General features: G+C 32.1%; 20 protein-coding genes. 14 read left to right on the forward strand and 6 right to left on the reverse strand.

Going from position 1 to position 23964, the window contains the following annotated elements:
- The first annotated feature begins 143 nt into the window (after positions 1-143).
- The 3 genes from ABI549_RS08975 (at position 144) to ABI549_RS08985 (ending at position 1726) form a co-directional block, all read left to right on the forward strand.
- Positions 144-662, forward strand: a complete 519-nt coding sequence (locus ABI549_RS08975; protein WP_348076121.1) for a hypothetical protein — start codon at positions 144-146, stop codon at positions 660-662.
- A 98-nt stretch (positions 663-760) separates the two neighbouring features.
- Positions 761-1042, forward strand: coding sequence for a hypothetical protein (locus tag ABI549_RS08980; protein ID WP_348076122.1), 282 nt, complete (start codon positions 761-763; stop codon positions 1040-1042).
- 18 nt (positions 1043-1060) lie between these two features.
- Positions 1061-1726 (forward strand): T9SS C-terminal target domain-containing protein, encoded by a 666-nt coding sequence (locus ABI549_RS08985; RefSeq protein WP_348076123.1) that lies wholly within the window; start codon positions 1061-1063, stop codon positions 1724-1726.
- Here ABI549_RS08985 and ABI549_RS08990 read toward each other — a convergent pair.
- Positions 1723-2676 carry a TerC family protein gene (locus tag ABI549_RS08990; protein WP_348076124.1) on the reverse strand — a complete coding sequence of 318 codons (954 nt, stop codon included), beginning with the start codon at positions 2674-2676 and terminating at the stop codon, positions 1723-1725. The genes ABI549_RS08985 and ABI549_RS08990 overlap by 4 nt on opposite strands.
- Positions 2677-2916: 240 nt before the next feature.
- Here ABI549_RS08990 and ABI549_RS08995 point away from each other — a divergent pair, with 240 nt between their 5' ends.
- The 7 genes from ABI549_RS08995 to ABI549_RS09025 all read left to right on the forward strand — a co-directional run bounded on the left by ABI549_RS08995 (position 2917) and on the right by ABI549_RS09025 (position 9955).
- Positions 2917-5106: a glutamine synthetase III gene (locus ABI549_RS08995; protein WP_348076125.1), complete on the forward strand. Its 2190-nt coding sequence runs from the start codon at positions 2917-2919 to the stop codon at positions 5104-5106.
- A gap of 229 nt (positions 5107-5335) precedes the next feature.
- Complete coding sequence (locus ABI549_RS09000) at positions 5336-6220, forward strand: OmpA family protein (RefSeq protein ID WP_348076126.1); 885 nt, start codon at positions 5336-5338, stop codon at positions 6218-6220.
- A 5-nt stretch (positions 6221-6225) separates the two neighbouring features.
- A complete protein-coding gene (locus ABI549_RS09005; RefSeq protein ID WP_348076127.1) occupies positions 6226-7059 on the forward strand; it encodes an OmpA family protein in 834 nt (277 codons plus the stop codon).
- Between the two features lie 72 nt (positions 7060-7131).
- On the forward strand, positions 7132-8310 hold the full coding sequence (locus ABI549_RS09010; RefSeq protein WP_348076128.1) for an AIR synthase related protein: 1179 nt from the start codon (positions 7132-7134) through the stop codon (positions 8308-8310).
- A gap of 173 nt (positions 8311-8483) precedes the next feature.
- Entirely contained in the window at positions 8484-8840 is a 357-nt protein-coding gene (locus tag ABI549_RS09015; RefSeq protein ID WP_348076129.1) for a hypothetical protein, read from the forward strand.
- 87 nt (positions 8841-8927) lie between these two features.
- Positions 8928-9521 (forward strand): GNAT family protein, encoded by a 594-nt coding sequence (locus ABI549_RS09020; RefSeq protein WP_348076130.1) that lies wholly within the window; start codon positions 8928-8930, stop codon positions 9519-9521.
- Positions 9518-9955, forward strand: coding sequence for a hypothetical protein (locus ABI549_RS09025; protein WP_348076131.1), 438 nt, complete (start codon positions 9518-9520; stop codon positions 9953-9955). The genes ABI549_RS09020 and ABI549_RS09025 overlap by 4 nt, the downstream gene beginning before the upstream one ends.
- Before the next feature lie 77 nt (positions 9956-10032).
- Here ABI549_RS09025 and ABI549_RS09030 read toward each other — a convergent pair whose 3' ends face one another.
- From ABI549_RS09030 to ABI549_RS09050, 5 genes are all read right to left on the reverse strand, one after another.
- Positions 10033-11238 (reverse strand): peptidylprolyl isomerase, encoded by a 1206-nt coding sequence (locus ABI549_RS09030; RefSeq protein ID WP_348076132.1) that lies wholly within the window; start codon positions 11236-11238, stop codon positions 10033-10035.
- A gap of 20 nt (positions 11239-11258) precedes the next feature.
- Positions 11259-12353, reverse strand: coding sequence for a peptidylprolyl isomerase (locus ABI549_RS09035; protein ID WP_348076133.1), 1095 nt, complete (start codon positions 12351-12353; stop codon positions 11259-11261).
- 25 nt (positions 12354-12378) lie between these two features.
- Positions 12379-12945: a gliding motility-associated peptidyl-prolyl isomerase GldI gene (gene gldI, locus ABI549_RS09040; protein WP_348076134.1), complete on the reverse strand. Its 567-nt coding sequence runs from the start codon at positions 12943-12945 to the stop codon at positions 12379-12381.
- A 6-nt stretch (positions 12946-12951) separates the two neighbouring features.
- Complete coding sequence (locus ABI549_RS09045) at positions 12952-13962, reverse strand: bifunctional oligoribonuclease/PAP phosphatase NrnA (protein WP_348076135.1); 1011 nt, start codon at positions 13960-13962, stop codon at positions 12952-12954.
- A 334-nt stretch (positions 13963-14296) separates the two neighbouring features.
- Positions 14297-14485 carry a hypothetical protein gene (locus ABI549_RS09050; protein WP_348076136.1) on the reverse strand — a complete coding sequence of 63 codons (189 nt, stop codon included), beginning with the start codon at positions 14483-14485 and terminating at the stop codon, positions 14297-14299.
- 545 nt (positions 14486-15030) lie between these two features.
- Here ABI549_RS09050 and ABI549_RS09055 point away from each other — a divergent pair.
- From ABI549_RS09055 to ABI549_RS09070, 4 genes are all read left to right on the forward strand, one after another.
- A complete protein-coding gene (locus ABI549_RS09055; protein WP_348076137.1) occupies positions 15031-15780 on the forward strand; it encodes a hypothetical protein in 750 nt (249 codons plus the stop codon).
- Between the two features lie 242 nt (positions 15781-16022).
- Positions 16023-17663 (forward strand): T9SS type A sorting domain-containing protein, encoded by a 1641-nt coding sequence (locus ABI549_RS09060; protein ID WP_348076138.1) that lies wholly within the window; start codon positions 16023-16025, stop codon positions 17661-17663.
- Positions 17664-17665: 2 nt separating this feature from the next.
- Positions 17666-21313, forward strand: a complete 3648-nt coding sequence (locus tag ABI549_RS09065) for a hypothetical protein (protein ID WP_348076139.1) — start codon at positions 17666-17668, stop codon at positions 21311-21313.
- Between the two features lie 5 nt (positions 21314-21318).
- Positions 21319-23964: DUF6443 domain-containing protein (locus ABI549_RS09070; RefSeq protein WP_348076140.1), on the forward strand; the 2646-nt coding region annotated here is incomplete at its 3' end.

Below are 23964 nucleotides of genomic sequence, written 5' to 3' on the forward strand. Positions count from 1 at the left end.
TTTATAATCGTTTTGAAGCAAGGAATAGGTTCCAAAATAAACTTTGGCACAGTTAATGAATAGTATTAAATAACATTAATCATAAAAACCACAAAAGCATGAAATCGAAGATTCACGAATTCCAAAATTTAAATATAAAAATCATGAGTAAAAAAATTACCTTATTGCTAGCTTTTATCAGTATGATATCGCTACAAAGTTGTACAGTAAATGACACTCCACAAACGCAAACACAAGTAGATAACGATACGATTAGCGAAGTTCTTGAGTATACTATTTCTTTCAATTCAGGAAATAATTACAAAAGACTAATTACTTTCAATAATTCTATTTATGCTTCGGATATGGTTTTAGTATATCATTTATATGATGTTGTAAATGGTGCCGATGTTTGGAGGCAAATGCCACAAACCTATTATTTAGGAGCGAGTGGTGAGTTAGATTATAATTTTGATTTTACAAAATATGATGTAAATATTTTTCTTGGTGCCAACTTCGATTTGAATACATTATCATCAACATGGACACAAAATCAAACCTTTAGAATTGTAATTGTGCCAGGATATTTTGGTAATAAAATGGCGATTGATTATTCAGATTATAATGCCGTAATAAAAGCATACAATCTTGATGATTCGAAAATAATAAAAAATAGAATTTAGTTTTTAAATTGTTATGTTGATGAAAAAGAGATTGTGTAATGCAATCTCTTTTTTATGCGATCTATTTATTGAAATAGTACATTTGTAAAAAAGAATTTATGAATTTTCGATTGCTATTCTTTTGTCTTCTAATTTCCATAAAAGGAATATCACAAACTTTAGGTTGTACAGATGTTTTGGCGAAAAACTATAATAGTAAAGCGACTATTAATGATGGAAGTTGTGTTTACAAAAATGAAGCAATAAATCTTACGAATACTTTTGTATTAAATCAAAAATTAAAAGAAACCTCTGGACTTATTCAATGGAATAATAGACTTTGGACTCACAATGATGATACAGATACAAATTTGTATGCATTAGATACTATAAACGGATAAATTCTAGAAACATATAATTTGCCTCATGTTACAAATACCGATTGGGAAGAAATATCGCAAGACGAAAATTATATGTACATAGGCGATTTCGGAAATAATGCATCTGGTAATCGAACTAATTTACATATTATACGAATCGAGAAAAATTCATTATTGGCGAGTAATCCAGTAATAGATAAAATAGAATTCAAATATTCAAATCAAACTAACTTTACCAGACAATTTGCAAATAAAACCAATTATGACTGTGAAGCTTTTGTGGTTACAAAGGATAGCATTTTTCTTTTTACCAAAGAATGGAAAAGCAAGCAAACCACAATTTATTCATTACCAAAAACGCCAGGAAAATATATTGCTCAACAAAAGGAAGTTTATGATATTGAAGGCTTGGTAACAGGAGCCACTTATTTAGAATCAAAAAATATTTTAGCTCTTTGCGGATATACCAGAAATGGAAAGCCGTTTGTTAATTTGTTTTATGATTTTAAAGAAACTCATTTTTTCGAGGGCAATAAAAGAAAGATTAATCTAAAACCTCGTTTTTTGCAAATAGAAGGAATTTCGACAAATGACGGTTTACATTATTACATCACAAACGAACATTTAAAGTTTGTATTAGCTAATAATCCGCAAGAAATTCATCTTTTGGATTTAAGTAAATATTTCAAATCGTTTGTTAATTAATCATTTAGCTCCGCTTCGTCACCCATTTTTAATGAAACTAAAATCCCAACCAATAGCGAAACAGCTATAAAACCTAACGATGCCCATTCCGGGATTTCAATATAATCGTGCAATAACATTTTTAGACCTACAAAACTTAAAATAGCAATTAAACTATATTCTAAATAACTGAATTTTTCTAACATATTAGACAAAAAGAAATACATAGAACGCAATCCAAGAATAGCAAATATATTAGAACTGAAAACTAAAAAAGCATCGGAAGTAATAGCTAAAATAGCAGGAACACTGTCTACAGCAAATAGAACATCCATCACTTCAATGACTATTAAGGCAACAAAAAGAGGTGTGGCAAAATTTTTATTATTAATTTTAATAAAAAAGTGCTCTTTATGACTTTCGTGAGTAATAGGAATTAATTTTCCAATTGTTTTGTAAACGAATGAATGTTTAGGGTCAAAATCTTCTTCGTCCTTAGAAAAAAGCATTTTTACAGCGGTGAAAATTAAGAAAACTCCAAATAAATAAGTTGTCCAACTAAATTTATTTATAAGTATTACCCCAAACGTAATCATTAAACCTCTAAAAATTATAGCACCAAGAATTCCCCAAAATAGGACTCTATGCTGATACTTCTGAGCTATTTTAAAAGAAGCGAAAATAATAGCAATTACAAATATATTATCGACACTTAGTGATAATTCGATTAAATAACCTGTTATGAATTTTAAAGCTGCACCTGTTTGTGTTAAATGATTCGGATTTGCAATATAGTCAGTTCCGTATAGCCAATAAATCACGCCTGAAAAAGCAAAAGATAACGAAACCCAAATTGCAGTCCATTTGCTGGCTTCTTTTGTGCTTATAATATGAGGGGTTTTATTAAAAACACCTAAATCAAGCGCTAAAATGATAAAAACCATTGCAAAAAATAAAATCCAAACTACCATAATATCTAATTACGAATTAAAAATTACGAATTACGCGCCTCAAAAAAATTGAGGAAAAAATAATTCTAACGCAAAGATAAGAATTCATAATTGACAATAGGTAATTGGCAATTGATAATTAAAGATTTGTATTTTTTAAAATTTAACCCTAAAAAAAATAGGGGTTAAAATTTTATTTTGATAAAATTTTATATATTTGTATCATAATTAATGGGGTATAATTTTTAAAAATCAATTTTTATGTCAACAATTCGTTTTCAAGCATTAAAAGAAGCATCGGGTAGAAAATCTGTAAAATTTGAAGAAGCCGATAGAAAATCTAATATTTTCGGTGCAAATGTGTTTAATGACAAAGCAATGAAGCAGTTTCTTACTTCAGATGCGCATAAAGGAGTTAAAGATGCCGTACAGCACGGAACAAAAATTGACAGAAAGTTAGCCGATTATATCGCAATGGGAATGAAAGAATGGGCATTGTCTAAAGGTGTAACTCATTATACCCACTGGTTTCAACCACTTACAGGAACCACTGCCGAGAAACACGATGCGTTTTTTGAAACTTCTTATGATGGAAGCGATGCAGTCGAAAAATTTGGTGGTGCACAATTAGTACAACAAGAGCCGGACGCTTCAAGTTTTCCAAACGGAGGAATCAGAAATACATTTGAAGCGCGTGGTTACACGGCTTGGGATCCAACATCTCCAGCATTTATTTTTGGTACAACGTTATGTATTCCAACAGTTTTTATATCCTATACCGGAGAAGCTTTAGATTATAAAACGCCACTATTACGTGCTTTACATTCGATAGATCAAGCGGCGGTAGATGTTTGTAAATATTTTGATAAAAATGTAAAAAAAGTAACTGCTACTTTGGGTTGGGAACAAGAATATTTCTTGATAGATACTGCTTTAGCAAATTCACGTCCTGATATTGTAATGACTGGTAGAACTTTGCTAGGACATACATCTGCAAAAGGACAACAATTAGACGACCATTATTTTGGTTCAATTCCTACGAGAGCATTAAATTATATGCGTGAGCTAGAACAAGAATGTATGTATCTTGGAATTCCAGTAAAAACACGTCATAATGAAGTAGCACCAAATCAGTTTGAGTTGGCGCCTATATTTGAAGAAACAAACCTTGCTGTAGACCACAATTCATTATTAATGGATGTGATGCAAAAAGTGGGAGAACGTCATGATTTTAAAGTATTGTTTCACGAAAAACCATTCAAAGGAGTAAACGGTTCTGGAAAACACAACAACTGGTCATTAGCGACTGATACAGGAATTAATTTGTTAAGTCCTAGTAAAACGCCAATGAGTAACCTTCAGTTTTTATCATTTTTTATCAATACGATCAAAGCGGTAAATGATTATGAAGAATTACTTCGTGCGGCTATTGCAACAGCAACTAACGACCACAGATTAGGTGCAAACGAAGCGCCTCCAGCAATTATATCAGTATTTATTGGAGAGCAATTAACGAAAGTTTTGGCAGAATTGGAAGGGGTTACAACTGGTAAACTTTCGCCAGAAGAGAAAACAGATTTAAAACTAAATGTAGTAGGGAAAATTCCAGACGTACTTTTAGATAATACTGATCGAAACAGAACTTCTCCATTCGCATTTACAGGAAACAAATTTGAGTTTAGAGCTGTTGGTTCTTCTGCAAATTGTGCCAATGCCATGACAACTTTAAATACTATTGTTGCTAAACAATTGAAAGATTTCAAAAAAGAAGTCGATGCTTTGATTGATGGCAAAGACATGAAAAAAGACGATGCTATTTTTAATGTTTTAAGAGAATATATCAAAAATTCTAAGAAAATTCTTTTTGAAGGAGATGGTTATAGCGACGCTTGGGAACAAGAGGCTAAAAAACGTGGGTTGAGTAATTTTAAAACGACACCATTAGCATTGAAAGCCAAAGTTTCTAAACAAGCATTGGATTTATTTTCTGAAATGAACGTGATGAACCATGTTGAGGTTGAGGCTCGTTACGAAATTGAATTGGAAGAATACACTAAAAAAATTCAAATTGAAGGGCGTGTTTTAGGGGATATTGCTAGAAATCATGTGATTCCAACGGCGATTAAATACCAAAACACATTAATAGAAAATGTAAAAGGATTGAAAGATATTTTTGGAGAGGATTTCAAAAAAATTGGTAAAGAACAAATCGTTTTGATCAAAGAAATTTCTGAGCATATTGAAGGTATTAATACCAAAGTAGAGCAAATGATCGATGCCAGAAAAGAAGCAAATATCCTAACCGATGCTCAAAAAATGGCAGAAGCTTATTGTGATGCAGTAAAACCATATTTTGATGATATTCGCGAACACTGCGATAAATTAGAATTATTAGTAGATAACGAAAGTTGGACATTAACAAAATATAGAGAGTTGTTGTTTACAAAATAGTAATTAGTCAAAAGTTATAAAGTCGAATATCTGAAACTTTAAGATATTCGACTTTTTTTGTTCTATCAAAAATAAATCTCCAAAATAATAGACTTTCTGACTTTAAAACTTTTTGACTTGAGACTTTTACTTATATTTGAAGCTGTTTGAGAAATCAAATGGCTTTTTTATTGGTATTGTTTTTGACTAATCAACAATATTTTACAATAAATAGGGTTAATTAATTACAATGAAGAAATTTTTTATATACATATTATTTTTTGTCAATATTTATCTAGCAGATGCGCAAGAGCAATTCTCTGTATATTTTGATAGTAATAAATCTGAATTGTCAATATTAGAAAATAAAGAACTTCAAACTTGGATAAGTCAAAATCCAACAAGCAAAATTCTATCAATAAATGGTTATACTGATGAAGATGGAACCAATCAGTATAATGATTCACTAGCTTCAAAAAGAGTAGATAAAGTATATCAAAGTATAAAGGATAAAGTGAAAATTAGAGAAGATTTTAAAACCAGAAACTTTGGTGAAAACTTTCAACAATCAAAAAATAAATCTGAAAATAGAAAGGTAACTATTTATTATTTACTGTCAAAAGACATTATTCATGAAGAGGAGATTTTAGGTTTAAAATCTAAAAAAATCACCAAAACCAAGAAACCAATTGTTTTTCCTGACAAAGTGGTAATAGATAATTTTAACGGAACGAAATCAGAATACAAACTCGATGTCAAGTTTATGGATGAACTTTGTTATGCAGAACCAGGAACTAAATTAAAACTAAACAACCTTAATTTTATCCTGAATACTTTTGCGGTCACCAATGATTCTCGAGGGAAATTATATGAGCTTTTACTTGTTATGCAACAACGACCAGAAATGGTAATTAGTATTCACGGTCACTTGTGTTGCGTTTCTGTCGATAGGAAAGATTTGTCAACGCAAAGAGCGAAAGCTGTAAAGCAATTTTTAGAACTTAATGGAATAGAAAAAACAAGAATGAGTTTCAAAGGTTTTGGAAGCTCGATTCCATTATTTCCTTTACCAGAAAATACAGAAGAAGAACGAGCTGCCAATCGCCGAGTAGAAATTGAAGTTATCGAAAATTAATTATTATGAAAACACGTTACATTTTACTTTTTTTATTGTTGTCAATAACAACTTATTCACAAGAAAAGTTCGATGTTTTTTTTGATTTTAATATTGATGTTCCCAATGAAAGTTCCGCTAAAATCTTTCAAAATTGGATTTCAGAAAATCCAAAAGCCGAAGTAACTAAAATATATGGTTACTGCGACAGTGTAGATGACAAATCGTACAACAAAGAATTGTCTGCCAAAAGAATAAATGAAGTAATTAAAATCTTGAAAGAAAACAAATTACAGTTAAACGAAAATGTAGAATTAATGCCGTTTGGTAAAGATTTTAAATTGTCAAATAACCAGAGCGAAAATAGAAAAGTAACTCTTTTTTACAATCTTCCAAAACAACAAAAAATTAGCGTTTTAACAAATGAAGAAATCCCTACGGATAGCGATATAAAATCTAAAATTGATAAAGAAACTAAATCTTTGTTAACCAAATTTAAAAACGCTAAAAAAGGAGATGTGATTACTATCGATAATATTTATTTTTATATTGATTCCGATAAAGTTGTAGAAAAATCGAAACCAATCTTATTGGAATTGTATAACATTATGAAGCAAAATCCAAATTTAAAAATTAAAATAAACGGACACATTTGCTGTAATACAGATATGAAAGATGTAAAACTATCTAGCAAAAGAGCGCAGGCTATTTATACTTATTTAGTAGAAAAAGACATTTTATTTGCTAGAGTATTTCACGAAGGCTTTGGGAGTTCAAAACCAGTTTATAAAATTCCAGAAAAAAATGATTCAGAAAAACTAGCCAATCGCCGAGTTGAAATCTTAATTCTAGAAAAGTAAAAAATTCGTAATTCGTAATTCGCAATTCGTAATTCAATTTGTTATCTTTGCCTTACAACAACACAAACTAAAATGAGTTCTGATACTTCAAAAAGATATGCACTTCGTGGCGTTTCCGCAGGCAAAGAAGATGTGCACAACGCCATCAAAAATATCGACAAAGGATTATTCCCCAAAGCATTCTGCAAAATTGTTCCAGATTACTTAACAAACGACGAAGAATATTGTCTCATCATGCACGCAGATGGCGCAGGAACAAAATCGTCTTTGGCTTATATGTACTGGAAAGAAACAGGCGACATGTCTGTTTGGAAAGGCATTGCCCAAGATGCATTAATCATGAATATCGACGATTTATTATGCGTTGGCGCAACCGATAATATTATGTTATCATCAACCATCGGGCGTAATAAAAACCTGATAACAGGCGAAGTAATTTCTGCTATTATCAACGGAAGCGAAGAACTAATTGCCGAACTTAAAACCTTCGGTGTAACCATACATTCTACAGGTGGCGAAACTGCCGATGTAGGCGATATTGTGAGAACACTTATTGTCGATTCGACCGTAACGGCTCGTATGAAACGCAAAGATGTAGTAAATAATGCCAACATTCAACCCAGTGATGTCATCGTGGGATTGGCGTCTTTTGGTCAAGCAAATTACGAAAAATCATATAATGGCGGTATGGGAAGTAACGGACTTACCTCTGCGCGTCACGATGTTTTCGACAAGTATTTAGCAGAAAAATATCCAGAAAGTTTCGATGCACAAGTACCCAACGAATTGGTGTATTCAGGAAGCGTAAAACTAACAGATAAAGTAGAAAACTCTCCAATAGATGCAGGAAAATTAGTACTTTCTCCAACAAGAACCTATGCGCCAATCATCAAAAAAATATTAGAAAACTACACGCCAAACGACATACACGGAATGGTGCATTGTAGCGGAGGAGCACAAACAAAAATCTTACATTTTATAGACAATTTGCACGTTATAAAAGACAATTTATTCCCAGTTCCACCACTTTTTAAACTCATACAAGAGCAGTCAAAAACGGATTGGAAAGAAATGTACCAAGTTTTTAATTGTGGTCACCGAATGGAAATTTATGTTCCAGAAAACATAGCAAATAATATCATCGAAATCTCAAAATCATTTGGCGTCGATGCCCAAATTGTGGGTAGAGTAGAAGCAAGCGAAAATAAAAAACTAACTATACAATCCCAATACGGAACTTTCGAATATTAGATTTTTTAGAAGCTATTCCCGCTTTTCGTTTCAATCTTTTCTTTTTTTAAAGAAAAAAAAGAAAAGGATTTTCACTGTAATCGGGGCTAAAATATTTGTAATTTTCAGTAATAATATAATAAATCCGTTCTGACCAGTATAAATCCGCGCTATCCGTGGGCAAAAAAATAATTATGTACGAACTAGTATTTTGGAATTATAAAGAAGGAATTTACTTAAATCATCATTTGGTTTACGAATCCATTTCAGATGAAGAAATAGTCGACGGACTCGAAGATTTACCCATCGAAGTAATCTTAAATCGGATTGCAAACGTTTTCTCAAAATGGGAAAAAGTAGATGAGAAAAGCTGGAAAAATGACGAAGGAGTAGGAGTCTTTCACATAAGAACAACACCACAAAGCATCAAAATAGATTGCTACGGCACCGAAGGAAAAACGATGGACAAACTAGTAGATATTCTCGAAGAATACAAATGTCCGTTATATGATCCGCAAGTTCCAGAACGACATGACGAATTTAATGAGTAATGCTTTTATAAATTATAAAGTCCAACTTAAATACTCTTACATGCCTTATATGGTTCAAAAATGCATTTTGTTTAAAAATATAATGTTATGAATTTCGATTTTGCCACAAACTACATTTTAGAAGACGATTTCGTTCGATTAGAACCTTTGCAAGAATTGCATTTTACTAATTTATTTACAGAATCGTTGCAAAACCAAGACATATGGAAATATTCCTCTTTGCCAGCAATTGGAGAAGAGAATTTTAGAAACTACATTCAATTTGCATTAAACAATAGAGAAAAACTTACTGAATATGCCTTTGTAGTTTTCGACAAACGAACAAATGAATATGCTGGAAGCACCCGTTTTTATGATATTCAGCTTAGTAATAAAACCTTACAATTGGGTTATACTTGGTACGGAAAACCATTTCACGGAACAGGACTCAACAAACATTGTAAATATTTATTACTCGAATTTGCTTTCGAAAAAATGAATATGGAACGAGTAGAATTTCGTGCTGACAATGCAAACGAACGCAGTAAAGCAGCAATGAAAAGCATTGGTTGTAAAATAGATGGTGTCTTGAGAAGTAATATGACAAAACTAGACGGAACAAGACGAGACAGTATCATTTTGAGTATTCTTCGTGATGAGTGGTTTGATACCGTTAAAGAAAATTTAAAAAATAAATTATGAAAATAAACCCAAAAACAGGAATCGACCAACTCATCTTTGGTATGAAGCAAAAGGACGTTATAACTATTTATGGTAATCCTGATAAGCAATACAAAGACGACGAGAATAATGTTATTTTTTTATATAATAATAAAAAATTACGATTAACATTTTATGAAGATGAGAATTTGAAGTTGGGTTACATGATAAGTTCAAACCCTGATTTAGAATTGTTTTCAGAAAAAATTATTGGAAAGTCAATTAAAGAAGTGGAGCAAAATGTTACAAATAAAGGCATTAAATCTCTTGAAATTGAAAATTTTGATACAGTAGATAATTATTTTAACGAAAGTAATTGGATGATTTTTCAGGTCGAATATAATGAGGTAATTAGGTTTGAATTGGGAGCGACTATAAATGATAAAGATGAATTTGATTGGAAGTTTAAAGGATAACTAAAACAAGTTATTAAATAAAAAGGGAACAAAATAACATTATTTTGTTCCCTTTTTATTTGAATTTATAAGCTTTATTATTTTGTAGGCAAAGCTTGTAAAATTTCTACTTCAAAAATAATATTTGCATTTGGCGGAATTACATTTCCAGCACCATTTGCTCCGTAACCTAGACTTGAAGGGATAAACAAAGTTGCTTTATCTCCAAATGATAGCATATTTAAACCTTCAAGAAAACCAGGTATTAATCCTCCTTTGTTTCCTGCTTGAAAAGGAAACGGTGCATATCCGTTTTGAGCGGCTCTATTGGCATCGAATTTCCCGTAAGTTTTATTTATTTCTTCATAACTACTGTCAAAAAGACTTCCATCTTCAAGATAACCTGCATAGTGAACATATATTGTTGTTCCGTCTACTGGTTTTACTCCTGTTCCTTTTACAATTACATATTCTAAACCTGATGTTGTTTTTGTAGCTGTAGTTTTAGTTTTTGCTAAAAAAGCTACTTTTGCTGCCATAACAGAACCATATTGTGTTGTGTAAACTTTTTTAGCTTCTATAGCAGCTTCAAGTTCTTTTTTCTTTTTTTCGGCATCTAAAAGTGCTTGTTTTTTATCATCGTCACCTTTAGTAGCATAATAATCGGCAAAAACTTTTGAAGCATTAAATTTTTTGGCTTCAGTTCCACTTCTTGAAATAGTAACTTTATTTATCACATCGTCTTGGGCTATTTTATTTACTACATCCATTCCAGATACTACATATCCAAAAATTGTATGTTTTCCGTTTAGCCATTGTGTGTCTTTGTGAGTGATAAAAAACTGACTCCCGTTTGTTGCTGGGCCAGAATTTGCCATAGCTAAAATTCCTCCTTTTTCAAATTTAGCATCAGTAAATTCATCTTTAAATTTGTATCCTGGATCTCCAGAACCATTTCCTAAAGGATCTCCACCTTGTATCATAAAATCTTTGATTACTCTATGAAATTTTAATCCGTTATAAAAAGGCTTACCTTTTAGATCAGCTTTTACAATAGTATTTGTACCTTCTGCTAATGATACAAAATTAGCAACAGTTATTGGTGTTTTTGTATATTCTAATTGTACGACAATTTTCCCTTTTGAAGTATCAAATTCAGCAAATATACCATCAGCTGTAGTTTTAGCTGTTGTAGTTTGTGCCGTTACTATTTTAGATTTAGTAACTTTTTTTGTGCCTTTTTGAGCATAGCCATTCGCTATAACTAAAAGGAATACTAATAATAGATTTAATTTAGTTTTCATTTTGTTTTAAAATATTAATATTATTTACTTGGCATTTTTTCTAACATTTCTAACTCGAAAATCAAATTAGTATTTGGTGGAATTACACCATTTGCACCTTGCGCTCCATAACCTAAATTAGAAGGAATAAACACAACGGCTTTATCTCCAAATGACATTTTTTCTAATCCTTCAATAAACCCTGGAATCATACCGTCTTTTTTTCCTGCTTCAAATGGGAATGGTTGGTATCCGTTTTGTGCGGCTCTATTTGGATCAAACTTTCCGAATTCGCGATTTACATTTTCATAACTACTGTCAAAAAGATTTCCATCTTCAAAATAACCTGCATAATGAAAAAAGAAGGTTGTTCCTGCTGCAGGTTTTTTACCTTTACCTTTACTAACAATAGTGTACATTAATCCTGACTCTGTTTTTGTAGCTTTGGCTTTAACAGTTGCAAAATAAGCTATTTTATCAGTTATTATCTTTGCATATTTAGCATCATTTGCTTTTTTCGCTACTAGTTGATTATCAAAATAGTCTTTGAAAACCTTTGGAGCATCAAACTTTTTTGCTGCTTCTCCTTTTCGGATAATTTGGATTTTAATAATTTTGTCATCTTGCGCTATTTTATTTACAACATCCTGACCTTCTATAACATGACCAAAAACTGTATGATGACCATTCAAGTAATTTGTTTCCTTATGGGTAATAAAAAATTGACTTCCGTTTGTTCCTGGACCAGCATTTGCCATCGCAAGAATTCCTGCTTTGTCCATTTTTAAATCGTCACGAAACTCATCGTTAAACTTATAACCAGGACCACCAGAACCATTACCATCTGGATCACCACCTTGTATCATAAAATCGGCAATTACTCTATGAAATTTTAATCCGTCATAAAAAGGTTTTTTACTAAATTTTTCTTCCACAAAGGTATTTGTTCCTTCGGCAAGTGATACAAAATTCGCAACAGTTATGGGTGTTTTTTCAAATTCTAATTGTAGTAAAATCTTGCCTTTGCTGGTTTCTATTTCGGCATAAAGTCCGTCTGTTAATTTATCGTGTTGTGAGTTGCATGAAAATAAGACTAATGCGGTGAGGCTTAATACTAATTTTGTTATTCTATTCATTGTTAAAAAATATAGTTAGTTAATTTTAATTTTCTGTTGTATTTGATATTGGTTTAATGTCATTTAAGGTAACTGTACAAATTAGCGGTTCGTTTGTTCCTATTTTTTTGTTATCACCATGATATCCAAAAGCCATGTGTGATGGAAATAAAAAGGTTACTTTTTCTCCTTTTTGCATCAGTTTTATTCCGTCACGTAAACCAATCATGATGGCTTGTTTGTCCACTACATATTGTTGGGGTTTTAGATCTAATTGGCTATAAATTATGTTTCCATTTATATCTTTAATTTCATAATCATAAAAAGCAACATTGCCTTTTATTGGTTTTGCTGCTTCGGTTGTGTTTTTTGTGTTATAATAATACCAATATCCTTTTGTAGAGGCAATATAATCGACAGCAGTATCTTTTTTAATTATTTTTTCAATGATGTTTTCTTCGATTTCGTTTAATTTTTTATTTCTTTCTATTGATTGTTTCATAAACTCGCCTGATGCTTGTGAAACTGGCCTTCTTGGTTCTTGTTTTGTTGTACAACAAGTAACTAAATTCATGCCAAGAAGTAAGCAACCTATTATTCTTAATAATTTCATATCCCTTTATTTTTTAATTTCTTTTACAATTCTTTCAAAATCAGCAATGGTTTCTTGTAATGATTTGTCTGATTTTCCTCCAGCAGCATTAATGTGTCCACCACCTCCAAAATAATTTCTAGAGAACTTATTTACATCGAAACTACCTTGAGAACGGAATGAAATTTTAATAATTCCTTCGGCTGAATTTTCGATAAAGATAGCAGTAAAATCTATTCCGTCAATAGAAAGTCCGTAATTTACAATTCCTTCAGTATCACCTTTCTGAAAATTATAAGTGTCTAATTCTTGTTGCGATAATGTAATATAAGACGTTTTATAATCGGTCATTAGCTTCATGTTTTGAAGCGCACGACCTAACAATTGCAAACGACTGTAAGAACTTTTGTCAAATAGTTGATTGTGAATAGCACTGTTTTCGACACCTTTATCAATTAAATCTGCAACTATGCGGTGGGTTGTACTTGTTGTTTTTGGGAAACGAAAAGAACCAGAATCGGTTACAATTCCTGTATAAATACAAGTGGCAACGGTTTTATTAATTAATTTTTCTTGTTTTAATTGGTGTATAAAATGATATACCATCTCGCAAGTAGAACCATATTTTGTATCTGAAAAAGTATATTTTGCAAAGGAGTCAGGAAACTCATGATGGTCTATCATCACAAAAGTTTTATCTAATTTTTCTAATGTAGCTTGCATCATTTCTCCAGTTCTGTGCAGTGCATTAAAATCTAGGGTAAAGATTAAATCAGATTGGTTTAGAATTTCAGTACAATTTTCTTTGTTTTTTTCAAAAATTAACACTTTTTCTGATGCTGGTAACCAAGCTAAAAAATCAGGAAATTCATTAGGCGACATGACCACAACTTCATGTTTTTGTTGTTCTAAAAAATGATACAATCCTAAAGTAGAGCCCATGGCGTCTCCATCAGGATTTCTATGCGGAATAATTGTTATTTTTTTTGGCGAAGCCAATAATGTTTTTAAATCTTCAATTTCTGTATCTGTCATCATATTGCGAAAATACAGATTTTCATTTAATTTGGAGGCTTAAAATTATCATAATTTTTGTTTTATACCACATTACTATTTGAATTTACTGGAATTAATAAGTAAATTTTTTATTTGAGCTAGATGTAAAAAAAAACTTAGTTTATAGGGGTTATGAAGTATCTAGTGTGCACGACAAATTTAAGTTTTGAAAAAGTTATGTAATCTGCAGAAAAAAATGGCACACAGATAACGCGAATTTTATGGATATTTTATATTAAAAATAGCTCTTTCTCAATCGAATTGATTCTAATTTTTTAAAATGCAATTTGTCGTGCATTCTGTAGCATATGACTGATTATTTTATAAATTGTTTTACTTCTACCAGTTTTAAACCCATGTACTCACAAAACTCTTCCAATGTTACGGGTTGGTGTTTTTCCTTGTTACATTTTTTCTTGATTGTTATTATAATATTCCTACTTTGTCTTTCGCTTTTGCCAGTAATCATTTGAATGTCTTTTGGATAAATGCATATTCTACTCATAAAATTGTATTTGAGAGTTTAATTATTGTGCTTTGAAGCTTTGGGTATGTTTTATAAAAATAGAATTTATGTTGTTCACCTTATATTCCCTTTATAGTCGGCTTTTGCTCACCTTTAAGTCACCTTTAGGCTTTTTTGAATTTGATTGATTTTACATTTTATAGTAAACGATATTGCGTGATAAATTATTTTGTAAGAAAATTAATTAACTTTTTATTGGCTATGCATTGGCGTTTTAGTTTTTTTATTTTAAGAAAAACACAATACTTGTGCCAATCTAATTTAGATACTGATTTTCACAGATTGAATTAATTAAAAACGGTTCTCGATAGATTTTTTATTCCGTTTTACTAAACAAAAGAACACTCGAACTGACGTTTTGAATAATTACACCCAAAACGGTTTATTTAAAATAATTTCCTATGGTAAAAAGCGTCTATTTCGGTAAAAACGGCAATTTCGTCCTCTTTCGGCTATGGTTTTATTTTGTGGCATCGTTTTTACTCTTGTTTCATTATTAGTAACAAATATAAAAAACAATTATCATGGCTAAAACAAGCGGAATTATTAAAATTGAAGGAACAATTGAAGATTTAACTTTTTACAAAAAAGATGGTCAGAATTTTGTTCGCAAAAAAGGAGGTATTGCCAAAGAACGTATTTTAAACGATCCAAATTTTATTCGTACACGAGAAAATGGCTCAGAGTTTTCTCATAGTGCCAGTTCTGGAAAAATTCTTCGAACTGCTGTGGGTAGTCTAGTTTTTAAGGCAAAAGACAGCAAGCTTTCTAGTCGTTTGTTACAGACAATGGCTGGTATTAAAAATTTAGATACTACTTCAGCCAGAGGGTTGCGTAATGTGAGTAATGGGATTGCTACTGCTGAGGGTAAACAAGCTTTGAAGGGGTTTGATTTTAATAACAGAGCTCATTTGAAGAGTGTTTTGTTTGCTCCTTATGTTTTAGATAACCTAACAGGAACAATTAGTTTTACAGATTTGATTGCAGCAGAACAATTTCATTTTCCGCAAGGAGCTACTCATATTGCTTTGCAAGCTGCTTTTTTGAATCTTGATTTTGAAACCCAAATTTCTGAAGTAACTTATAGCAATATTGCTAATTTACCTATTAATCTTGTTGCTTCATCACCTGTACTAATTCCCACAGGTGTTCCTACGGGTACTGGTGTACAATTGTACTTATTGATGATTTCTTTTTATCAAGAGGTAAATAATGTACAATATTCTTTGAGAAATGAAGAGTATAATATTTTGAATATTATTGAGGTTCTTTAGGACTTTAAGTTTTGTTTTTGAACTCCATATTGTTTTATACAGTATGGAGTTTGTTTGTTGTATTTTGCTTTAGAAATAAAATATCAGGTATAATAATTTAAAAATTCTTCTAACTAAAACTAATGATTGTTTGATAATGATTTTTAATTGTATTTTTGCCAAAATTTGGAGAAAAAATATTTTTTTAATAAGACAATTCTTCAAAATATTTTAATCAATAACTTAACCTGAAAAAATAATTCATGTCATATATTTTAAAAAGCAATACGATTATTTTATTGCTTACACTACAGTTTTGTGCAGTTTCAGTACAATCCCAAGACATTCTTTGGGAAAAATCATACGGAGGCAAGCACGCCGAATTTCTATTTGATGCAATTCCGACACCCGATTACGGATTCATTTTAGCAGGCAGTTCTATTTCTAACAAAAACGGAAACAAATCGGACGACAACAAAGGAGATTTGGATTACTGGGTTTGGAAAATGGACGAAAAAGGCGATTTGGATTGGCAAAAAAGCTTTGGCGGTTCAGGAGTCGATTTGTTGCAAAGCATTAAACTCACAAAAGATGCAGGATTCATTTTAGCAGGAACATCGACCTCCAACAAATCAGAATACAAGAATGAAGATAGCAAAGGCGATTCCGATTTTTGGATTATTAAACTAGATGCAAAAGGAGGCGAACAATGGCAAAAAACCATTGGCGGTTTAGGGCAAGAAAAACTACAAAGTATTGCAAGAACAAAAGACGGCGGGTATATTATAGGCGGTTCGTCGAGTTCAAACAAAACAGAAAAAGACGAAAAAGGAACAGAAGACAAATTTGGCAAAACCGAAGATTCTCGAGGTAACCTAGATTATTGGGTTGTAAAACTAAAAGAAAATGGCACAATCGAATGGCAAAAAACCATAGGTGGCGAGTATATAGATGAGCTAAAAAGCATCGTACAAACAACCGATGGAGGCTATATTCTAGGAGGTTACTCAAACTCACCCGTTTCGGGAGATAAAATAGATGCGAACATTGGAATAGGCGATTATTGGATTGTAAAACTAAATAAAGAAGGCTTAATCGAATGGCAAAAGACCGTGGGAGGCGACCAAGATGATAATTTATTTGCCTTGACACAAACCAAAGACGGTGGTTATATAGCAGGGGGAAATTCTAACTCAGGAGCAACCAACTCAAAAACCAAAAGCAATACCAGCGGAACTGATTTTTGGGTGGTTAAGTTTGACAATATTGGAACCATACTTTGGCAACAAACTTATAATTATGGCAAAACAGATGTACTAACGTCTATTATAGAAAATGAGGATGGAACTTTCCTAATAGGTGGTTATGCACAAAGTGAAGCAGGAAACGGAAAGTTAGGAGTAGGTAAAAAAATAGCAGGAGACAAAAAAGGGATAAACGATTATATTGCTTTAAAAATAAATGACAAAGGCGAAGAAATCTGGACGCAAACTGTGGGAAGTAAAGGCGATGAAGTACTGAAAAAATTATTAGAAACCAGAGATGGTGGTTATTTGCTTGCTGGAACATCTAAAGGAGAAGTATCTCGTGATAAGAATAGTACCAAAGGCGGCAGTGATTTTTGGGTGGTAAAACTAAAAGACAAAAGCAAACCAGAAAAGACAAAAATAACTATCGAAGCTTTGCCTAATCCTGCCATCACATTTACTAATGTGATTGTAAATTTTGATTATACCGATGGTGATGCTACCATGTATGACCTAAACGGGAGGCTCATCAAACAAACTAAAATACACGGCGAACATACCATTCCTATGGATTTAAGCAATTTGCCAACAGGAATATATATTATAGATATTAGAACCAATAACGGACAAGAAGGTATTAAAGTGATTAAACAATAATTATGAGAATTTTTACAACAAGAAAAATACAACTGTTATTTATTTTAGGATTGTTTGGTTTTTTAGGGAATGCGCAAGACCAAAACAAGCTAAAAGTAGATTTACCTAATTTTACACCTCCCACACCTGAAGCCTTTGCCATAACTAAATATGGAGATGTGCCAGTAGATGAATTTAATGGAAAAGTAAACTTGAGTATTCCTATAAGTGAATACCAAATAGGAAGATTAAAGTTACCTATAAGCCTGAATTATAACGGAGCAGGTGTCAAGGTTAATGATATTGCGACACAGACAGGTATTAACTGGACATTAGATGCAGGAGGTTTAGTAAGTAGAGAAATTAGAGATTTAGCAGACGAACAAGCTTTTTTTAATAATAGACGCATAAATTTGACAGAAGCAGAACTACTAAATCTTAATCAAGCGGATTGTACCAGTGGTGCAGGACAATTAAGGTCGTATCTTGACCAAGATTATGATACTGAGGTAGATATTTTTAGATTTCATTTTTTAAATTATTCAGGAAGTTTTTATTTAGATAATAATTTTATTCCTGTAATGGTTAAGAATGAACAACACTTGAAAATTGAAATTATAGGTTCATTATATTCAGACAAGACGATTTTAATTACTGATCCTAATGGTGTAAAGTTTTATTTTGGAGGATTAAACGCCTCTGAAAGTACTCAATCAAGATCTATAAATGGAAGTTTTTCCCAACAAAATGCTGGAGGTGTCACTTCTTTTTATCTCTATAAAGTAGAACACCCTGTAAATGGAGTTATTTTGTTGGAGTATGATACTAAACCAACCTATGAATTACCGTTAAGTATTAGTTATTCATTAACAAGAACCACGATTGTTGATGGTTATGAAAATACCTCTAACGGTCCTTGTCCTCCTTACTCTCCAGATTCAGCAAGTAGCTCTAGTTCTATTAATAGTATTTTTAATCAAAAACTGATAAAGAGAATTTATAATTTAACAACTACTGATGAGATTTTGTTTAACAGGACTTCAATTGACAACATGAATTTTAAAACTGTTCTAAATTCAATTGAAATTAAAAAGAATAATGTGCTTTTTTCTAAAATCGATTTAGAATATATAGGATTAGAAAACCCCAGTACAGCTAAACGTTTTTTTTTAAATAAAGTTTCCTTCAATAAGGATTTTCAAGCCTCAAATGGTTTAGGTAAAAAGTATGAAGTATATAGATTGGAATACAATAGTCCAGATGCTTTACCTGCAAGATTTTCTAAAAAAATTGATATGCTAGGCTATTTTAATAATAGTAATAATACAACACTTATCCCTTGTTTCCCAAATTCAGGTTCTGTTGTTTGCCCAAATAGAAATGCCAATTTTGAATTTGCAAGTAAAGGCGTATTAGAAAAAGTAATTTACCCAACAGGCGGTTATACTAATTTTGAATATGAAGAACAGCCTTCCGTTGAAAAAAAATATGAAACAATTAGTGGTCTTGTTTATATAAATCAAAATATTGACCCTGATAATATTTCATCACAAACAAATCTACATGATGAAGTGCCAAAAACCTTTATAGATGAATCAGGAATTCAACATACCCTTTTTCAGATGCCAATTCTATATACTCAGACAGTGACTATTAATCTTGATGCAACCACACTAAATAATGTACCCAATCATTATGCCACTGTTACCTTTAAAATCACTAATTTAACCTCTAATCAAACATTTATACGATATTGTAATATTGGAACAAAAACATTTGAATATCAGTTTTTAATGAATAACACTTATAAAATTGAAATTGATATAACCCCACCTACTGCTATTTCAACAGGGTATTCTGCTAATGGAAGTTTTAATTTTAATTTACAAGTGGGCTATCAGAATATTTCAGGAGCAGGAGTAAGAATTAAAAGAGTCAAAGATTTTTCTCAGTCAAATATTCTATCATCAACAAAAAGATTTTATTATACTTCATTTCATAAAAGAAATGACATTTTTGCAGATGCTTTTGAATCTATTCCCAATATTACAGAATCAGGACGCATTCATGCTTGTTATTCAGGATCTAATGCAGTTCTATTAGTTCCTGTTTATACTAAAACAATTCATTCACAATATAATTATTCTGATTTTACCTACACCACTTTTAAACCTAAAGACTACACGAATGTAACGGTTAGTTATGGTGGAGACAATTTTGAACAAGGAGGTGTTGAAAAAACGTTCAAAATATCAGAAGAATCTACTCATGGAAAATTATATCCCATTACTGAAGGGCTGTTAAATACTAATTACATATCAGCACCTGATGCGAAAGACAATGTTATTTCATTAGATGGATTGGAATTAAAAGAAAAAATATTTAAAAATATTAATGGTTCTGTTTTTAAAATTCAAGAAAAAAAATATGAATATGAATACCCCATAGTCGGAGCAAAATTAAATTTATTTGGATTTAAGAGTTACGATACTTACACAATGGGTTATCAATATAATCCAATAGCGGGAGGAAGTTTTGAAACTGTTTATGACCATAATGGTGCACTTGATCCATTAAACCCCACAGGAAGTTTAGGTTCGTTTAATGCTATTGAAAATGAAATGTATCGACTTTTACGTTTAAAGCTAGAAAATGATAATAGCCCTATCCTAACTAATTTAGATGCTAATTTAGCTTCTGGGATATACTTAATTATCCATATTTTTGAAAATAATTATAGTACTGTTAATATAATATTAAAAGAAAGAGGGAATAATTGTAATGAAAATACTTTGTCTAATTATTTCGTAGGAACCTATTACACTAATTCTTATTCTTACAAGAAAACAAACGAAAAACAAACAACATACATAGACCCAATACCTGCCAGTTTAGTACCTCATGAGTATAGTGAAACGGATGACTCTAGCGTTATATACCCTACCCAAGACCAATTAGAAGCGCCTTACAAAAAACTAATTACCACTCAAACCTACGAGTACGGCACCCTAAGAGGCTTGCCTACTAAAATAACCACGAACACTAGTGATAGTGCTATTACAAATGTTATTGAAAACAAATACGTTAACCAAGCCAGTACTCTAGCAGGTTTAAACGGATTACAAACAGCAGCGTATGCAGGATTGCAATCGCAAAACAATGTGGGCAATCCTATAGAAGTAAAACAATACCAAAATGCAAATTTACTTTCTACACAAAGAACATTGTACAAACAAGATGCTAATAATCACATTTTGCCAGAAATCATACAAACCGCAAAAGGGAGTCAAGAATTAGAAGACAGAGCTATTTTTGAAGAATATGACAGCAAAGGCAATCCTACTTTAGTTTCTTTAAAAGACGGTACAAAAACCAAGTATTTGTATAATACAAACAACCAAGTAATTGCCAAAATAGAAAACTTTACAGGAACACTAGACCCTAATACAACTACTATTTCTGGAGACCCTTGTGTGTTTGTTAACCAATATGCCAATTCACAAGTAACCGTGTTTACTTATGATGCCATAACAAATTTACTTGTGCAAACCATGGATTCTAATTGCAGAATAAGCACTTATGTATATGATGCTTTACACCGATTAAAGCAAATAAAAGACCATGATGGCAACGTGATCAAAGAAATGGATAATAATTACAGACCAAACTAAACAAGATGAAAAAAATATTAATAACACTTTTATTCCCGATTCTTGTTTTAGCACAAAGTCCCGACCAAAACTACGTTAAATCAATCACCTACAAAGGAGCAGGTGCCACATTACCCGTTACACAAGTTACGTATTTTGATGGTCTAGGTCGTCCTATCCAACAAATAGCCAATGCGCAATCTAATACAGGAAAAGACATTGTAACCCATATCGAATATGATGCTTTTGGTCGCCAAACCAAAGACTATTTACCGTATGCCAATAGCACATCATCGCTAAACTACAATCCCAATGCAGGAACAGAGATAGGTACGTTTTACAACAATACAACTTATGAAAATACCCAAAACCCATATAGCGAGAAAGAATTTGAAAGCTCTCCATTAAACAGGGTTTTCAAACAATCGGCTCCAGGAACAGCTTGGGCTTTGGGTTCGGGTCACGAAATAAAACTAGATTACCAAACCAACACTGACACCGAAGTAAAATATTTTAAAGCCGATGCCACTTGGAATACAGGAACAAATGTGTATGATATTTCCATTACAGACAACGGAAATTATCAGGAAAATCAACTGTACAAAACCATCACCAAAGATGAGAACTGGACGGCTGGTAACAACAATACCACCCAAGAATTTAAAAACAAAGAAGGGCAAGTAGTATTAAAACGAACATTTTCAGACTATAAAGACTTAAGTGGAACGGTACTCTCTACTCAAACAAGCCATGACACATTTTATGTATATGACCAGTTTGGAAATCTAACGTATGTATTGTCACCCCTTGCTAATGGTATAACTACTCAAAGTATTCTCGAAGGTTTGTGTTACCAATACAAATACGATTATCGCAACCGATTATCGGCTAAAAAAATACCAGGCAAACAATGGGAATACATTGTCTATGATAAACTAGATAGAGCCGTAGCCACAGGACCTGCTTTTTCGCCTTGGGGCGATGGTACAGTGGGTGTTCTAATCTCAGAATATGATGCCCTTGGTAGAGTAACACAAACAGGCTGGAAAGCCATGGCTGTGAGCGAAACTTCTCGTAGTGGTTGGCAAGCCAATATAACGGCAGGTACAAATCCTTTTGTACTCACTGCAAACGATATACTCACCAAGAATTATTACGATAATTACACTTTTCCTAATGCTCCAACATTGCCTATGACTTTACCCAACAGCACTTATCCTATTGCCCAAAACGTAAAAGGATTGGCTACAGGTTCATGGGTTAGAGCCCTCACTTTGCCAAGTGAGACCAATGGAAAATCTTCTTATACTTTTTATGACGACAAATACCGTCCTGTAAGAAGCTATACAGCAAACTATTTAGGCGGATTTACCCAAGTAGATAGCAACCTCGATTTTATAGGCAAAACCAATTATACCGTAACAACCCACAAAAGAGTAAATACCGATGCGGTACTAACGGTAAAAGATATGTTTACTTACAGCGCACAAGACAAGTTACTCTTGCACACACAGCAAATAAACGCTTTGCCTGTGCAACTCATAGCCAGCAATACTTATGATGAATTGGGGCAACTGATAAGTAAAAATGTAGGAGGTACAGATATTACAGGCGCATTAGGCTTACAAAAAGTAGATTATAATTATAATATTCGTGGTTGGCTAAAAGGCATAAACGACACAGCAAATCTAATTCAAGGGACAAATCCAAGAGATTTATTTGCTTTTAAGCTAAGCTATAACAATCCTGCCTCAGCAACGGCTTTATACAACGGAAATATCTCAGAGACCTACTGGCGCACCAATAGCGACAATATCTTAAGAAAATACAATTACTCGTATGATAATCTGAACAGATTAAATGTAGCAAGTTATGAAAAACCAGATGTAGCGGCTTCTCAAAAAAATTATAATGAAAACCTAACTTACGACAAAAATGGCAACATCACCACCTTGTTTAGAACAGGAGGCATCGATAGTGACGGAGTGGTACCTGAAAATGTTATTGATAATTTAAAGTTTACGTATGACCCTAACAACAAAAACCAACTTGTGCAAGTGTTTGACAATACAAACAATCCCCAAGGTTTTAAAGACGATAGTGATGGCGTAAATGACCCAGACTATGATTATTTGTACGATGCCAATGGCAACATGACAAAAGATGACAACAAAGCCATTATAGGAATAAATTACAACCATCTGAATTTGCCAACTAAAATTACATTTGCAGAAGGTAATAATATTGTATATATTTACAATGCTGTGGGTCAAAAATTAGAAAAAAAGGTAATAGTAGGAACCACTACAAGTACAACACAATATTTAGGTAGTTACCAATACAAAAATAATATTTTGTTGTTTTTTCCACACGCCGAAGGTTATGTTCAAAAAACGGGAACGGCATATAATTATATTTATAATTATACCGACCATTTGGGTAATATACGTTTAAGTTACACTAAAGATGCCACTACAGGTTCTTTGAAAATACTAGAAGAAAATCACTATTATCCTTTCGGATTAAAACACACCAATTACAACTCGGACGAGTTAGTGTACGCAAAAGTTGGAGAAGTTAATAAAATTATACCACCAACACCGAGTAAGCCTTCTGAATACAAGTATCGCTATAACTCCAAAGAATATCAAGATGAGCTTGGTTTGAACATG

The sequence above is a fragment of the Flavobacterium sp. genome, from assembly GCF_039932285.1.
Lineage (GTDB): Bacteria > Bacteroidota > Bacteroidia > Flavobacteriales > Flavobacteriaceae > Flavobacterium.